This window comes from Ensifer meliloti (assembly GCF_030064585.1).
GTDB lineage: Bacteria > Pseudomonadota > Alphaproteobacteria > Rhizobiales > Rhizobiaceae > Sinorhizobium > Sinorhizobium meliloti.
This window is the reverse complement of sequence record NZ_CP120364.1, coordinates 1355618-1371752: the sequence shown is the minus strand read 5'-3', so window position 1 is coordinate 1371752 and position 16135 is coordinate 1355618. Positions and strand designations below refer to the sequence as shown.

The following is a 16135-nucleotide window of genomic DNA, read 5'->3' as shown; positions in this document are numbered from 1 at the left end:
TTCGAATAGGGAGAGAAATCATGCGCTTTATCAAGGCCGTCGCTTTGGCCGGCACCGTCGCGATTTTTACTGCAACATCCGCCTTCGCCGCCGACGTAAAGATCGGTTTCATCGTCAAGCAGCCTGAAGAGCCGTGGTTCCAGGACGAATGGAAATTCGCCGACGAGGCGGCCAAGGAAAAGGGCTTCACGCTCGTCAAAATTGGCGCCCAGGATGGCGAAAAGGTACAGTCGGCCATCGACAATCTCGGCGCTCAAGGTGCGCAGGGGTTCATCATCTGCACCCCTGACGTGAAGCTCGGCCCCGGCATCGTCGCCAAGGCGGCAGCCAACGATCTGAAGCTGATGACGGTCGACGATCGGCTGGTCAATGCCGACGGCAGCCCCATAGAGGACGTGCCGCATATGGGCATCTCCGCCACCAAGATCGGCGAGGCCGTGGGCGAGGCGATCGTCGCGGAGATCAAAAAGCGCGGCTGGGACATGAAGGAAGTCGGCGCGATCCGCGTTTCCTACGACCAGCTCCCGACCGCCGTGGACCGGGTTGAAGGCGCGCTCTCCGTCCTGAAGGCGAACGGCTTCCCCGAAGCCAATATCTTCGACGCGCCGCAGGCAAAGACCGACACCGAAGCCGCTCTCAATGCCGCAACAGTCGTTCTCAACAAGAATGCGGGCATCAAGAAGTGGGTCGCCGTCGGTCTCAACGACGAAGCCGTGCTCGGTGCGGTGCGTGCCACCGAGACGGTCGGCATCCCCGCGGACAGCATGATCGGCATCGGCATCGGCGGCGCGGACTCCGCGATCAACGAGTTCAAGAAGCCTTCCGCGACGGGCTTCTTCGGCACCGTCATCATCTCGCCGAAGCGCCACGGCTACGAGACGGCCCTCAACATGTATGAGTGGATCGCCAACGACAAGGAACCGGAAAAGCTGATCCTGACCGCGGGCCAGCTTGCATTGCGCGACAACTATGAGGCCGTCCGCAAGGAACTCGGCATCGAGTAGGCCCTGCCGACTGAAACGAGCCCGGCGCCCCGAAGCGCTGGGCATCCTTCCCGGAGCGCTTCAATGCAGGACTTTCTGGAATTCCAATCGATTTCAAAGGGCTATCCCGGCGTTCAGGCGCTGTCGGAAGTCTCCTTCTCTGTCCGAAAGGGCGCCGTTCACGGGCTGATGGGCGAAAACGGAGCGGGAAAGTCCACCTTGATACGGGTGCTCTCCGGAGACCAGGCGGCCGACACTGGCGAGATCCGCATCGACGGCGAGCCGCAGCACTATCGTTCCGTACGCGATGCCTTCAACGCGGGCGTCATCGTCATTCATCAGGAACTGCAGCTCGTACCGGAGCTGACGGTAGCCGAAAACCTCTGGCTCGGCCGTTTCCCCGGCAAGGCCGGTGTCATCGACCGCCGGCAATTGATCGGCGTCGTCTCCGACAGGCTCGCGGAAATCGGTATCGAGGTCGATCCCGAGGCGAAGGTTGCGTCTCTGTCGATCGGTGAGCGGCAGATGGTCGAGATCGCCAAGGCGGTGATGACCGACGCTCGCGTGATTGCCTTGGACGAGCCGACCTCTTCGCTCTCATCGCGAGAAAGCGAAATACTCTTCGCCCTGATCGACAGATTGCGGTCGAGCGGTACGGTCATCCTCTATGTCTCGCATCGGCTGGACGAGATCTTCCGTCTGTGCAACAGCCTGACTGTGCTGAGAGACGGCCGGCTTGCAGCCCATCATCCGGACATCTCGAAAGTCCGCCGCGAGCAGATTATCGCTGAAATGGTCGGGCGCGAAATTTCGAATATCTGGGGTTGGCGCGCCCGGACGCTCGGAGCCGCGAGACTTACGGTCGAACGCGTTTCCGGCGCCAACCTGCCCCAGCCGATCAGCTTCACCGTCCGCGCCGGCGAAATTCTCGGCTGCTTTGGCCTGATCGGCGCGGGTCGCAGCGAAATGGCCCGTTTGGTCTATGGTGCCGATCGCCGCCGGCAGGGCAAGGTCCTGGTGGACGGCGTGGCCGTACCGGCGGATAGCCCGCGGCTGTCGATCCGTGCCGGCGTCGTTCTGTGCCCGGAAGACAGGAAGTTCGATGGCATCGTCCAAGGGCGCTCCATCGAGGAGAACATGGCGATCTCCTCCCGCCGTCATTTCTCGCCATTCGGGGTTGTCGACAAGGGTAAGGAGGCGGAGCTTGCCGAGCGTTTCATCGCGAAGCTGCGGGTGCGCACGCCCTCGCGTCACCAGGACATCGTCAATCTTTCCGGCGGAAACCAGCAGAAGGTGATCCTTGGACGCTGGCTGTCGGAAGAGGGCGTCAAGGTGCTTCTGATCGACGAGCCGACCCGCGGCATCGACGTCGGCGCGAAATCGGAAATCTACGAAATTCTTTACGAGCTTGCGGCTCAAGGCATGGCGATTGTCGTCATTTCGAGCGAATTGCCCGAGGTCATGGGGATTGCGGACCGCATTCTCGTGATGTGCGAGGGTCGGATCGCGGCCGAAATCGACCGGAGCGATTTTGACGAACACCGGATTCTCGCAGCAGCACTTCCGGATGCCTCAGCCACGACGGCCACCCTTCCCGAACAGGTAAGCTGACCATGACGACTTCCTTGAAAAAACTTCTCCTCGGCGAACAGGGCCTGCTGGTGATCTTTGCCGCCGCCTTCGTGGTGGTTGCGCTGACAGTTCCGAATTTCCTCACCGAACGCAACATGCTCGGCCTTCTGCAGTCAGTGGTGACCATCGGCGTCGTCGCCTGCACCATGATGTTCTGCCTGGCGTCGCGCGACTTCGATCTTTCGGTCGGCTCTACCGTAGCCTTCTCGGGAATGGTTGCCGTCATGGCATCGAACGCGACGGGCTCGATCGTGCTCGGCCTTCTGGCGGCTCTTGCCTGCGGTGCGATCGTCGGCCTCGCGAACGGCATCGTGATCGCCCGTTTCCGCATCAATGCGCTCATAACGACGCTGGCCACGATGCAGATCGTCCGCGGCTTCGCCTTGATTGCATCGGACGGCCGTGCAGTCGGGATCAACGATCCGGCGTTTTACCAGCTCTCCCTGTCGAAGTTCCTGACCGTGCCCACGCCGATCTGGGTGATGGCTCTCTTCTTCATCGTGTTTGGCTTCCTGCTCAACCGTACCGTCTTCGGCAAGAACACGCTCGCGATCGGCGGCAACCCGGAAGCCTCCCGGCTTGCCGGCGTCGACGTCGCGCGGATGCGCATCTGGATCTTCGCCCTGCAGGGGCTGGTATGTGCGGTGGCAGGGGTTCTGCTGGCCTCGCGCATCACCTCGGGTCAGCCGAATGCGGCCACCGGCCTCGAACTCTCGGTGATTTCTGCCTGCGTTCTCGGCGGTGTCTCGCTTGCCGGCGGCAGGGCGACCATGACCGGCGTCGTCGTAGGCGTTCTGATCATGGGAATCGCCGAGAATGTCATGAACCTGCTCAACATCCAGGCCTTCTATCAGTACGTGGTGCGTGGTCTCATTCTGCTGATTGCGGTCCTCCTCGACAACATGCGCTCTGTCGCCGCCAGGCCGCGAGCCTGAAGCGGCAATGCCGGAGGTACTGCATCGACGGGTGCGCGCCATCCTTATACAAGTGCGCGCTCGAGAGCGCTGCGATTTTCGCAGCAACCATGCGACGCTCCGCGTTTGCCAAGCGATGCCCCAGACGCGCGGAGCATGCTCGGTCTTAGGTGTGATCCCCTGTTCTATCACCTCGTTCGCTGCGCTCTCGGCGGCGAACTCGATGATCCGGTAGCCGAGCCGATGCCGTTCCGGCGCCGCGAGGCAGTATCCATCGGCGAATAGGCGCACTTGTCGCATCCGGCTTTCGATATCGGGCAGACGGTTCCTCTCAGCAACGTCGTCATCGTAGAGCTGCGCGTTGTTCCAGGCGATCATGGCCAATTCGGTCAGCCTGTCGACCGGACCGGCCGCCTCCCAGTCGATTAACGCAACGGGATTGCCGTGGCGGGAAATCACATTCCAGGGCGCTGCGTCACAGTGGCAGATGATGTCCGCTTTGCCGATGCTGCGACCGAACCAGCCACGCCAGACGGCGTCGGATGGTGGCCGGAATGTGGCGGTCGCCTCATGTAACCGGCGAATGAGATCGCCTAGTTTCCAAATCGCCTCGTCCGACCAGGGCGCCGGATTGATGACCTTCCCGTCGGTATACGTCAGGACCTCACGGTCGTGCTCCTCGAAGCCATCACCGACGACGCGAGGCGCGCCTTCAAAGCCGACCACACGCAAATGCCTCAGCAGCGCATGAACCGACCGGGCCCAGGGCCCCGCCTCCCGTAGGACAGAGCCGCGGCGTGTGACAGCGGTTCTCTCTCCCCGGTCAGCGGGATTTCGGCGTCTTCCGTCATCGCAGCAGAGTAGCAACGACTGGGTCTCTAAGGCCAGGCCCTTCAAGCCCGGCATATCGCCTCAAGTCGAGCTGCTCCAATGAAATATATTTCAGCATGCGAAATATATTGACACGCCTTCTTTCCTAGGGTTACCTGCCTCTACCGGACTTCGAGGAGGAAGAACGGACTTCACGAACACAGCGGGCGCTTTGGCGCGCCGATGCGCTTATTGGGAGGGGCTTCGGCCTCGAGGAGGACTCTTGCGCAATTTTCTCAGCACGACCGCCATGGCGGTCCTCGCAACCACGCTTCTTGCCGGCACGGCCACCGCCGCGACAGAAAACCCGTTCCGCTGCAAGCCGGGCGAAAAATACGTCATGAACGTGATGGTATCGGGCGTCGAATACTGGTTCCCGGTCTACGAAATGTTCAAGCAGGCCGGCCAGCAGTTCGGTTGCGAGACGGAATACACCGGAACGCCGGAATATGACGTCAACAAGCAGATCGCCAGCTTCGATCAAGCCTTGGCGCAGAACCCGGCCGGCATTCTGGTTCACCCGATGAACTCGGATCCGTTCATCGAGCCGATCAACCGGGCGACCGACCAGGGCACGGCGGTCGTGACCTTCGCCGCGGATTCGCCCTTGTCGAAGCGCGTATCCTACATCACCTCGGACAATACCCGCGAAGGCATCTACGCCGCCGACAAGATCGCCGAGAAGCTCGGCGGCAAGGGCGAATATGCGGTGCTCGAAAATCCCGGCCAGGACAATCACGACAAGCGCATCGCGGCCTTCATCGCCCGCATGGAGGAGAAATGGCCCGACATGAAGCTCGTCGGCCGGGCCGCCTCCAACCAGGACCCGAACAAGGCCTATCAGGGGCTGACGAGCCTCATCCAGGCCAACCCGAATCTCGGCGCCGTCTTCATGCCAGAGGCCAATTCGGCGATCGGCGCGGCGCAGGCGAACAAGGAAACCGGCGGCAAAGTGCTCGTCATGTGCGCCGACGTCAACGCCAATATCCTCGACATGATCAAGGCGGGCGAGGTCTTCGGCTCAATCAACCCCAACCAGGGCATGCAGGGCTATATGGGCTTTCTGCTGCTCTGGCTCGCCAAGCACCCCGAACTCATCGACCCGATGAACGATGCCAAGCGCTCCGGCTTCAATCCGATGAGCATCCCCGTCGTCGACAACGGGCTGTCGATTGTCACGGCCGATAACGCCGACGATTTCTACTGGGACAAGTACCTGAAACGCCGCGGTACCAAGGGCATCGAGGAATAAGATCGCATGGGCGGCCGCCCGGATTTGCTCCGGGCGGCCGACGAAGCGGGAGGGGAAAATCGCGATGACGTCAGAGACCGTGCTGGAGATCCGCAATATCAGCAAGCATTTCGGCGCCGTGAAGGCGTTGACAGCCGTAGACTTTCGGCTCGAGCGGGGCGAAGTTCACGCGCTTTGCGGCGAGAACGGCGCCGGCAAGTCGACACTGATGAACGTCATTGCCGGCGTGCTGCAGCCGTCGGAAGGGGAAGTCCTCATCGAAGGCGCCCCCGTGAAGATCGCCTCGCCCGCGGTCGCACAGTCGCTCGGCATCGGCCTCGTGCATCAGGAGATCGCGCTCTGCCCTGACGCGACGATCGCGGAAAACATGTTCATGGCGGCGACGAACCGCCGTCGCTCGGCTCTGATGAACTACGCCCAGCTGGAGCGCGACGCGCGGGCCGTGATGAATCGTCTGGCCCCGATCGACGTCAGCCAGAAGGTCGGCGACCTGCCGATCTCCAGTCAGCAGCTCGTTGAGATCGCCAAGGCACTGACGCTCGATTGCCGCGTGCTTATCTTCGACGAGCCGACGGCGGCGCTGACAGAGACTGAGGCGCAGGTGCTCTTCGGCATCATCCGCGATCTCAAGGCGCGCGGCATCTCGATCATCTATATTAGCCACCGCATGGCAGAGGTGTTCAGCCTCTGCGACCGGGTGACCGTCTTCCGCGACGGGCGCTATGTCGCGACGGAAATGGTCGCGGACGTCACTCCTGACGATGTGGTCCGGCTGATGGTCGGCCGCGAGATCAGCCAGCTTTATCCGGACAAGCAGCCTTCCTCCGAACGCCTAGGCGAGCCGATTCTGTCGGTCCGCGATCTCGGCGACGGCGCACGCTTCCGCGACGTCAGCTTCGAGCTCCGCCACGGCGAGATTCTCGGCGTCGGTGGCCTGATCGGCTCTGGACGGACGGAAATTGCCGAGGGTATCTGCGCGCTGCGACCGGTGACGCAAGGCGAAATCCGGCTGCATGACAAGGTGCTTCGGCTACGGCGCTATTCCGACGCGGCGAAGGCCGGCGTCGTCTATCTTTCGGAGGACCGGAAAGGATCCGGCGTTTTCCTCGATCTCTCGATCGCCCAGAACATTGCCGCACTCGATCTGAAGGCCTTGACCTCTCTTGGCCTGCTCAACTCCCGCAAGGAAAGAGCGCTCGCCGAAGACCTGACCCGCAGGCTTGGCGTGCGGATGGGCGGCGTCGATATGCCGGTCTCTTCGCTGTCGGGCGGCAATCAGCAGAAAGTGGCGATCGCCAAGCAACTGGCGGTCGATCCAAAGGTGATCCTGATGGACGAGCCGACGCGCGGCATCGATGTCGGCGCCAAATCGGAAATCCACCGCCTGCTGCGCGAGCTTGCCCGTGCCGGCATCGGCATTCTGGTCATTTCGTCCGAACTGCCGGAGCTGATCGGCCTCTGCGACCGCGTCCTGGTGGTGCGCGAGGGCCGGATCGCAGGCGAGCTATCGGGCACCGAAATGACCGAGGAGGCGATCATGCGGCTTGCATCCGGCATCGGCCCGGCAAACGAAACGAACTTGAAGGCATCCGGGCATGCTGCCTGAAGAAGCGGGAGACAGGGCTATGGCAGTCGAGACATTGGCGGTTGCGGGAAAAACGCGCAGGCCGACATGGAAGCGGATCGGCACGATGCGCGAGGCTGGACTGATTGCGATCATCCTTTCGCTTTCAGTGATCATGAGCTTCGCCTCGCCGCATTTCCTGACGCTTGGCAATTTCCGGGCGATGCTCATGTCCTTCTCGGTCGAGGGCATCGTCGTCGTCGGCATGACGATCCTGCTGATCGTCGGCGGCATCGATCTTTCGGTCGGCTCCGTCGTCTGCTTCTCGATGGTGCTCTCGGGCTCGCTCTTCCTGATGGGGGTCGATCCCTGGACGGCATCGCTCGTCGGGATTGCCGCCAGTGCCGCCATCGGCTGCATCATGGGCTTCTTCGTCACCGTGGTCGGGCTCAATCACTTCATCACATCGCTTGCGGCCATGGTGATCGTGCGCGGTCTCTGCCTCGTCATCACCAAGGGCACGCCGCTTTCGCTTTTCACCTTGCCGCCGGCATTCAAGGCGGTCGGCCAGGGCACCTTCTTCGGGGTTCCCTATGTGATCCTGATCTTCATCGCCGTCGTCGCCGCCTTCGATTTCCTGCTGCGCCGGGCGACCGCCTTCCGCAAGGTCTTCTATACCGGTAGCAACGAGAAAGCCGCGCTCTATTCCGGCATCAAGACGAAAGAGGTCAAATTCTGGGTGACGGTGCTTTGCGCGACACTTTCAGGCGTGGCGGGCACGATCTACATGTCGCGCTTCGGCGCCGCGACCCCGACCTTCGGGGTCGGCATGGAGCTCAACATCATCGCCGCGGCGGTGATCGGCGGCGCCTCGCTGAACGGCGGCTCGGGCACGATCCTCGGCGCCATCCTCGGCATCGCCCTGCTCTCCGTCGTCACCAGCTCGCTGATCCTGCTCGACGTTTCCGTGTACTGGCAGGATATGATCAAGGGCTGCATACTGCTCGCCGCCGTTTCGATCGACCACTTGTTGCACAAGCGGAAGGCTCTCTGACATGCCGAACGCCAAACCGAAATCCATGTCCGCCCCGCGCGAAGAAATCGTCATCGCCAGGCAGATGCATCAAGCCCTGGTGCTGCACTTCCTGGAGGGTCTGACGCAGGCGCAGATCGCCGACCAGCTCGGGATCTCGCATGCGACCGTCAACCGCCTCATCAAGCGCGGGCGCCAGCTTGGTCTCGTCGAGATCAAGATCAAGTCCCCGGTCGAGCCATTGGTGGAGATCGAAGAACAATTGCTGGCGCTCGGAGGCATCCGCCGCACGGTCGTCGTGCCGACGGTCTCCGACAATCCCCAGATCGCCCTGCAGTCGGTCGGCGAAGCCGCGGCACGGCTTATGCTCGAACAGATCGCCGACGGAGATACGATCTGCATCACCGGCGGCAAGGGGGTGAGCGCCGTCGTTGCCGGCCTGCAGCCCTCGCGCCGCTTCGATATTGAGGTCATCCCCGCGACCGGCTGCGTCCAGGGCAAGCACTATACCGACGTCAACCACGTCTCCACCATGATGGCGGACCGGCTCGGCGGGCATTCTTTCCAGATACACGCGCCGCTCTTTGCCGATAGCGAAGCGGAACGGAAAATGCTGCTCGGCATGCGCTCGGTCGCCGACGTTTTCAAGCGGGCGCGCGACGCGAAGATCGCCGTGGTCGGCATCGGCTCTATCCTTTCGGACGACTCCAGCTATTACGACCTGCACCCCTCCTCCAGCACCGATCGCGAGGCAATCGAGCAATCCGGCGCCTCCTGCGAACTGCTGGCGCATCTGCTCGACGATCAGGGGGGCGTCTGCGGCTACGGGCTCAATCGGCGTCTGGTTTCGCTGACGCTCTCCGAATTCGCTTCGATCCCGACGAAAATCGGCGTCGCAAGCGGGCCCAGCAAGGCGGGGCCGATCTTAAGCGTCATGCGCGGCAATCATCTGGACACGCTCGTCACGGATCAGGCGACGGGAGCGCGCATTCTCGAACTGGCCAAGGAAGGCGGAGAGCGTTCATGAATGGACAACAAATCATGCGGGAGATCGGCCGCTCTGGGCTCGCGGCCTCTGCGGTCGGACTCGGCACCTGGGCAATCGGCGGCTGGATGTGGGGCGGCACGGACGAGCGGGAATCGGTCGCAGCCATCCAGGCCTCGCTGGATGCAGGCGTGACGCTGATCGACACGGCACCCGCCTATGGGCTCGGGCGGGCGGAAGAGATCGTCGGCAAGGCGCTGTCCGGGCGACGTGACAAGGCGGTGATCGCAACGAAGTGCGGTCTCGTCTGGCATACACGGCAGGGCAACCACTTCTTCGACCAGGACGGCAGGCCCGTCCATCGTCATCTGGGCCGGGAATCGATCTTCCACGAGGTGGAACAGAGCCTCACACGGCTCGGCACCGATTATATCGACCTCTACATCACCCATTGGCAGGATCCGACGACGCCGATCGAGGAAACCATGCGGGCGCTCGAGGATCTGCGCGCCGCCGGCAAGATCCGCGCGACCGGCGCAAGCAATGTGAACCTGGAAGAACTCGAGATCTACGTGAAGATCGGCGGGCTCGACGCGATTCAGGAACGGTTCAGCATGCTCGACCGGGAGATCGAAGCGCAGCTCCTGCCGGTCACGACGGCAAACGGAGTGGCGACGCTCAGCTATTCGTCGCTCGCCCTGGGGCTTCTCTCCGGCTCGATCGGGCCGGAACGCGTCTTTTCCGGCGACGACCAGCGTAGGGACAATCCCCGTTTCTCCGTCGCAAACCGGGAGAAGGTCGCGCGCTTCGCTGAAGCGATAAGGCCGATCGCGCAAGAGCACGAGGCATCGATCGCCCAGACCGTGATCGCCTGGACCCTGGCGCAGCCCGGCATCACCTTCGCGCTTTGCGGCGCGCGCAATCCCACCCAGGCGCTCGACAATGCAGGAGCCGGCAGGATCCGGCTCAGCGCGGAGGACCTCTCGGCGATCGATGCTGCGATAGCGGCTGAGCTTGCGAACATGGACAGGTAACGGACCGCCCCATGACAAGGACAGAGATTTTGGACGGGCTCCGCCAGAGCCCGCAGGTGGACGTCTGCGTCCTCGGCGGCGGCATCAATGGGCTCAGTGTCTTTCGCGAGCTCGCGCTGCAGGGGGTGCGCGTCCTGCTCGTCGAGAAGCACGACTACTGCTCGGGCGCGAGTGCTGCGCTGTCGCGCATGGTGCATGGCGGCCTGCGCTACCTCGAAAACGGCGAGTTCACGCTGGTGAAGGAGTCGCTCGTGGAGCGCGACCGGCTGCTCAGGAACGCGCCGCACCTCGTGGCGCCTCTTGCGACGACGGTTCCCGTGTTCGACATATTCTCCGGCCTTGCCAATGGCATCGTCCGCTTTCTCGGCTTGAGCCGCCGTCCGAGCCGCCGCGGGGCCATCGCGATCAAGGCAGGGCTTTCGATCTACGACTTGCTGACGCGCAAGCGGGCGCTGATGCCACGCCACCGCTTCCGCGGCCGTCGCGCGACGCTGGCGAAATGGCCGGCGCTCAACCCGAAGATACGCAGTTCCGCCACCTATTACGATGCCTGGGTGAGCCACCCCGAGCGGATCGGCATGGAGCTGTTGCAGGACGGGCTGTCCGCCTCGACCGAGGCGGCGGCGTTGAACTATGCCGAGCTTCGCCGAAACGAGGTCGGCAAATACATTATTGCCGACGGCGTCGATGGGGTCGGCGTCGAGATCGAGCCCAGTCTGATCGTAAACGCGACCGGCGGCTGGATCGACATCACGAATGGCGCGCTGTTGCCGCCGGATCACCCCTCCACCCCGCTGATGGGCGGCACGAAGGGATCGCATCTCATCATCGACAATGTGCATCTGCGCGACGCGCTCGGCGATCACATGATCTATTACGAGAACGAGGACGGCCGCATCTGCATCCTCTTTCCCTATTTCGGCAAGGTGCTGGTCGGCTCGACCGACATCCGGGTCGACGATCCCGGGACGGTCAAATGCGAGGAAGAGGAGCGCGATTACATCCTGCAATCGCTGGCCTTCGTCTTGCCCGGTATCGAGATCGGGCAGGAGGAAGTCGTCTTCCAGTTCTCCGGCGTGCGACCGCTGCCCGCCAGCAGCGACAGTTTCACCGGCCGCATCCCGCGCGACCATTTCTGCACCACGATTGAGAGCGCCGGCACGCCGGTACTTTGCATGATCGGCGGCAAGTGGACGACCTTTCGCTCCTTCGGCGAACTTGCCGCCGACACGGCGCTGGAACGGCTCGGCCTTTCACGCCGCGTCTCGACGGCCGACCGCGCCATCGGCGGGGGGCGGCGATTTCCGGCCGATCGCGAAAGCTGGATTGCCGCCTTGGCCGCCCGCTGCGGCCTGCAACCGCCACACGTCGCCGAATTGTTCTCCCGCTACGGAACGGAGGCGGAGGCTCTGGCGGCTTTCATAGGCCAGGGAAGCGATGCCGTGATCCCGGGCGCCGGTCATACGATGCGGGAACTTCTGTTCCTGATCCGCAACGAGGCGGTCGAACATCTGGACGATCTGCTCTTGCGCCGCACGACGCTCGCCATTTCGGGCACGCTCTCGCTCGCCATTCTCGACGCTGCGCTCGAACTGCTGACGGAGGAGAAGGGCTGGTCCGATGCGCGCAGCCTGAGTGAGCGGAACCGGTGCCTTGCGCTCCTGCGGGACCGGCACGGGGTCGACGAGAAAGCCCTTGCGGCCCGAATGCCGCCTCCATTGGCCAAGGCCGTCGCGGCGGGTTGATACCGCAATCGTTGCGGTGGCCTCGATCCAGGCTGCCGCGCAACCTACGACGAAGGAGAAGAGCATGAGAACCAATAGCAAGGTGCGGATGAACCGCCTGTTCAACGGCGGACGCTGCCTCGACGTGGCGATCGATCACGGTGTCTGCAACGAACCGTCCTTCCTGAGCGGACTCGAAAACATGGAGACCGTGGTGAAGACACTCACCGCGGCGGCGCCCGACGCGATCCAGATGAATTATGGCCAGGCCGATCTGCTGCAGGATCTGCCCGGCAAGGACAAGCCGGCGCTCGTCATGCGCATCGACATGGGCAATCCCTATAACCGCATCCGCCACCGCGACATGTGGGCGGTGCTGCAGAACGAGGCCGAGCCGCTGATCGGGGCGCTGGCGATGGATGCGGCCTGCGTCGTCGTCAATCTTTTCATGCTGCCGGACGAACCGGATCTCTTCCGCCAATGCGTGCAGAACATCGGCCGCGTCCGGGCCGATTGTGACAAATACGGCATGCCGCTGATGATAGAGCCGCTCGTCATGCAGCCGGTGACCGAACATGGCGGCTACATGGTCGACGGCGATGCCGACAAGATCGTCACGCTGACACGGCTTGCCCGGGAGATGGGCGCCGACATCGTCAAGGCGGACCCGACCACCGATGCGGACGAATTCCACCGGGTGGTCGAAGCGGCGCGTTGCCCGGTTCTCGTTCGCGGCGGCGGCAAGGAGGATCTGAGATCCGTCTTCGACAAGTCGGCGGCCTTGATGAAGCAGGGCGCGATGGGCATGGTCTATGGGCGCAACGTCTATCAGCACTCCAACCCGAAGGCCGTGGTGCGCGGATTGATGGCGATCGTGCACGACAATGCGAGCGGCGAAGAGGCTTTCGCTCTGTATCGTCAAGGTTGATCGGATATCGGACCTTGGGAGGGGTTCAGCATGGGAGACTATCTTTTGGGCCTCGACGCCGGCAACACCGTCATCAAGGCGGTGATCTTCGACCGGGAGGGCAAGGACATCGCTTCGGCCGCGGCGGAAGGGCACAGCCGGATGCCGTTCCCCGGCCATGTCGAGCGCGGCCTGGACGAGCTTTGGGAGAATGCCCGCCGGGTCATCCGTACATGTGTCGCTGAGGCCGGGATCGACGCCGGCGAGATCGCGGCGATCGGCTGCGCCGGCCATGGCAACGGGCTCTACGCGCTTGACCATGAGGGGCGGCCGCTTCTCGGCATCCAGTCGCTCGACACCCGGGCGGCGGCGCTTGTCGCCGAGTGGACGTCGCACGGTGTCGGCGACCGAACCTATCCGATCGGCCAGCAACGGCCCTGGCCTTCGCAGACCCCCACCCTGCTCGCCTGGCTGAAACGACACCGGCCGGAGGTCTTCGCCAGTATCGGCACGGTCTTTCTCTGCAAGGATTTCATCGTCAACCGGCTGACCGGCGCCCGCGTCAGCGACGTCTCGGACATGACCGGCTGCGGTTTGCTCAACGTCGCCGGCCGGCGCTACGACCGGGAACTCATGGCAGCTTACGGGCTCTGCGAATCCATGGACCTCCTGCCGCCGCTGGTGGAAAGCGCCGACATCGCGGGCCGCATCACCGAAGCGGCCGCGGCAGAGACGGGGCTTGCCGCCGGAACGCCGGTGGTCGGCGGTCTCTTCGACGTGGTCGCCTCGGCGATCGGCTCCGGGGTCACCCGCACGGGGGCAGCTTCCATCATTGCCGGAACCTGGAGCATCAATCAGGTGATCATCGAAAGCCCGGAGCTCCAGGGACCGGTGTTCATGTCGTCGACCTTCGACCGAGATCGCTACATGGCAATCGAGTCCAGCGCGACCTCCGCCGCAAACCTCGAATGGCTGGTGCGGGAGCTCTTTTCCGAGGTGCGGTCCGATGGGCGCTCGCCCTTCGACCTCTGCTGCGAGCTCGCCTCCTCAAACGCTCCGGCCTCCGACGACCCCATCTACCACCCCTATCTCTACGGCGCCCAGCAGGACGGTAGCGCGCGCGCCGGGTTCTACGGGATCGCCGGCTGGCACACGAAAGGCCACCTCGTCCGCGCGGTTCTCGAAGGCGTTGCCTTCGGGCACCGCCAGCACATCGAGACGATGCGGAAAGCAGGTGCGGCCTTCGACGAGGCGGTACTTTCCGGCGGCGGTTCGCGCAGCCTCATATGGCCGCAGATATTCGCCGACGTTCTCGGCGTGCCGGTCTCCGTCGCCCGCTCGCGTGAGACGGGCGCCCTGGGGGCGGCAATCGCCGCCGGCACCGGCGTGGGCATTTTCTCCGACTTCGCCGAGGGTGCGGCCGCGATGGTGAGAACCGAGCGGCACTATCGTCCGAACAGGGCGCTGGAAGCGCATTATGCCCGGCGATACGCACTCTACCGGGACATTGCGGATGTCATGACTCCGCTCTGGCGACGGCTTTCGGCAATGCAGGCCATCACGGCGGGAGTTGCGGCGTGAACGCGGATATGGACGAGACGACCGCCGATGCGGGCAGTTACGATTTCATCGTCGTTGGCGCCGGCTCCGCCGGCTGCGTGCTTGCCAACCGGCTCTCCGCTGATCCGAAAAACCGGGTCCTGTTGCTAGAAGCCGGCGGCAGCGACCGCTATCACTGGGTGCATGTGCCGATCGGCTATCTCTACTGCATGGGCAATCCACGCACAGACTGGATGATGAGGACGGCCGCGGAACCCGGTCTCAACGGCCGCAGCCTCCCCTATCCTCGCGGCAAGCTGCTCGGCGGCTGTTCTTCGATCAACGGCATGATCTATATGCGGGGGCAGGCGGCCGACTACGATGGCTGGCGCCAGGCCGGCAATACCGGCTGGGGCTGGGACGATGTCCTGCCCTATTTCCTGAAGTCGGAAAACAACTTCCGCGGCAAGTCGCCGATGCATGGCGCCTGCGGAGAGTGGCGGGTCGAACGGCAACGCCTGTCCTGGCCGATCCTTGACGCCTTTCGCGATGCCGCCGAAGAGCTCGGCATTCCGAAAACCGAGGATTTCAACACCGGCGACAACGAGGGATCGGGCTATTTCGAGGTGAACCAGCGAGGCGGCGTGCGCTGGAACACGACCAAGGCCTTCCTGCGCCCCGCCATGAAGCGGCCAAATCTCCGGGTCCTGACGGGCGCCGAGACGGAGCGTCTGATCTTCGACGGCCGCCGCACGAAGGGCGTACGCTTCCGATTGAACGGCCGCGTCCAGGTGGCGCGCGCTACACGCGAGGTCATCCTCTCTGCAGGCGCGATCAACTCTCCGAAAATTCTCGAACTATCCGGGGTGGGCCGACCGGACATCGTCTCGGCAGCCGGAGCAGAGGTGGTCCACGACCTCCCAGGCGTTGGCGAAAACCTGCAGGATCATCTTCAGATCCGCACCGTCTTCCGCATCGAAGGCGCGAAAACGCTGAACCAGCTTTATCACAGCGTTCTTTCCCGCATGGGAATGGGCTTCGAATACATGCTGAGGCGTTCCGGTCCGCTGTCGATGGCACCGAGCCAACTCGGCATATTTGCGAAAAGCAGCCCATCTGTCGCAACCCCTGACCTAGAATACCATGTCCAGCCACTGAGTACCGACCGGCTGGGAGAGCCACTCCACAGATACCCGGCCGTTACGGTCTCGGTCTGCAATCTGAGGCCGGAAAGCCGGGGAAGCGTGCATGTCACGACAGCGGAATCATCGGCCGCGCCGGACATCCGGCCGAACTATCTGTCCACCGCCGGCGACCGGTTGCTTGCGGCACAGGCCATCCGCCACGCCCGCAATCTCATGGCGACGAAGGCCATCGCAAGATTCAAGCCGGCAGAAATGCTGCCGGGCGCGGAGTTCCAAAGCGAGGATGAACTTATCCGCCGGGCCGGCGACATCGCGACGACGATCTTCCACCCGGTGGGCACCTGCAAGATGGGCAGCGATCCGATGGCGGTGGTCGACCCTTCGCTTAAGGTTCATGGTCTTGGTGGCTTGCGCGTCGTCGACGCTTCGATCATGCCGACCATCGTCTCGGGCAACACCAATTCTCCGGTCATCATGATTGCGGAAAAGGCGGCCGAGGCGATCCTGCGACAGTAGATCCCGATTTCGGAACCCAGGCAAACCTAACGCCCCG

General features: G+C 63.4%; 12 protein-coding genes and 1 pseudogene. 12 read left to right on the top strand and 1 reads right to left on the bottom strand.

From position 1 onward, the window contains the following. The first annotated feature begins 20 nt into the window (after window positions 1-20). The 3 genes from PZL22_RS06315 (at window position 21) to araH (ending at window position 3550) form a co-directional block, all read left to right on the top strand. A complete protein-coding gene (locus PZL22_RS06315) occupies window positions 21-1004 on the top strand; it encodes an arabinose ABC transporter substrate-binding protein (protein WP_003526503.1) in 984 nt (327 codons plus the stop codon). Between the two features lie 63 nt (window positions 1005-1067). Beyond that, entirely contained in the window at window positions 1068-2594 is a 1527-nt protein-coding gene (gene araG, locus PZL22_RS06310; protein WP_284718286.1) for an L-arabinose ABC transporter ATP-binding protein AraG, read from the top strand. Between the two features lie 2 nt (window positions 2595-2596). After that, entirely contained in the window at window positions 2597-3550 is a 954-nt protein-coding gene (araH, locus tag PZL22_RS06305; RefSeq protein WP_127515835.1) for an L-arabinose ABC transporter permease AraH, read from the top strand. Between the two features lie 381 nt (window positions 3551-3931). Here araH and PZL22_RS06300 read toward each other — a convergent pair. After that, window positions 3932-4435, bottom strand: a pseudogene (locus PZL22_RS06300) (aminoglycoside phosphotransferase/kinase family protein); the annotation flags it as partial. A 187-nt stretch (window positions 4436-4622) separates the two neighbouring features. Here PZL22_RS06300 and PZL22_RS06295 point away from each other — a divergent pair. The 9 genes from PZL22_RS06295 to PZL22_RS06255 all read left to right on the top strand — a co-directional run bounded on the left by PZL22_RS06295 (window position 4623) and on the right by PZL22_RS06255 (window position 16098). After that, window positions 4623-5651: a substrate-binding domain-containing protein gene (locus PZL22_RS06295; protein ID WP_003526499.1), complete on the top strand. Its 1029-nt coding sequence runs from the start codon at window positions 4623-4625 to the stop codon at window positions 5649-5651. 64 nt (window positions 5652-5715) lie between these two features. Next, window positions 5716-7257 (top strand): sugar ABC transporter ATP-binding protein, encoded by a 1542-nt coding sequence (locus PZL22_RS06290; protein WP_284718285.1) that lies wholly within the window; start codon window positions 5716-5718, stop codon window positions 7255-7257. A gap of 19 nt (window positions 7258-7276) precedes the next feature. Next, the gene (locus PZL22_RS06285; protein ID WP_003526497.1) at window positions 7277-8269 is read left to right on the top strand and encodes an ABC transporter permease; all 993 of its coding nucleotides are present in this window, start codon (window positions 7277-7279) and stop codon (window positions 8267-8269) included. A gap of 1 nt (window position 8270) precedes the next feature. Then, window positions 8271-9275 (top strand): sugar-binding transcriptional regulator, encoded by a 1005-nt coding sequence (locus PZL22_RS06280; RefSeq protein ID WP_284718284.1) that lies wholly within the window; start codon window positions 8271-8273, stop codon window positions 9273-9275. Next, window positions 9272-10267: an aldo/keto reductase gene (locus PZL22_RS06275; protein ID WP_284718283.1), complete on the top strand. Its 996-nt coding sequence runs from the start codon at window positions 9272-9274 to the stop codon at window positions 10265-10267. Before PZL22_RS06280 ends, PZL22_RS06275 begins: the two co-directional genes overlap by 4 nt. Window positions 10268-10278: 11 nt before the next feature. Beyond that, on the top strand, window positions 10279-12012 hold the full coding sequence (locus PZL22_RS06270) for a glycerol-3-phosphate dehydrogenase/oxidase (protein WP_284718282.1): 1734 nt from the start codon (window positions 10279-10281) through the stop codon (window positions 12010-12012). A 64-nt stretch (window positions 12013-12076) separates the two neighbouring features. Beyond that, window positions 12077-12919, top strand: coding sequence for a class I fructose-bisphosphate aldolase (locus PZL22_RS06265; RefSeq protein WP_003526491.1), 843 nt, complete (start codon window positions 12077-12079; stop codon window positions 12917-12919). Between the two features lie 30 nt (window positions 12920-12949). Next, on the top strand, window positions 12950-14479 hold the full coding sequence (locus PZL22_RS06260) for an FGGY-family carbohydrate kinase (RefSeq protein WP_284718281.1): 1530 nt from the start codon (window positions 12950-12952) through the stop codon (window positions 14477-14479). Between the two features lie 8 nt (window positions 14480-14487). After that, on the top strand, window positions 14488-16098 hold the full coding sequence (locus PZL22_RS06255) for a GMC family oxidoreductase (RefSeq protein ID WP_284718495.1): 1611 nt from the start codon (window positions 14488-14490) through the stop codon (window positions 16096-16098). Window positions 16099-16135: the final 37 nt, after the last annotated feature.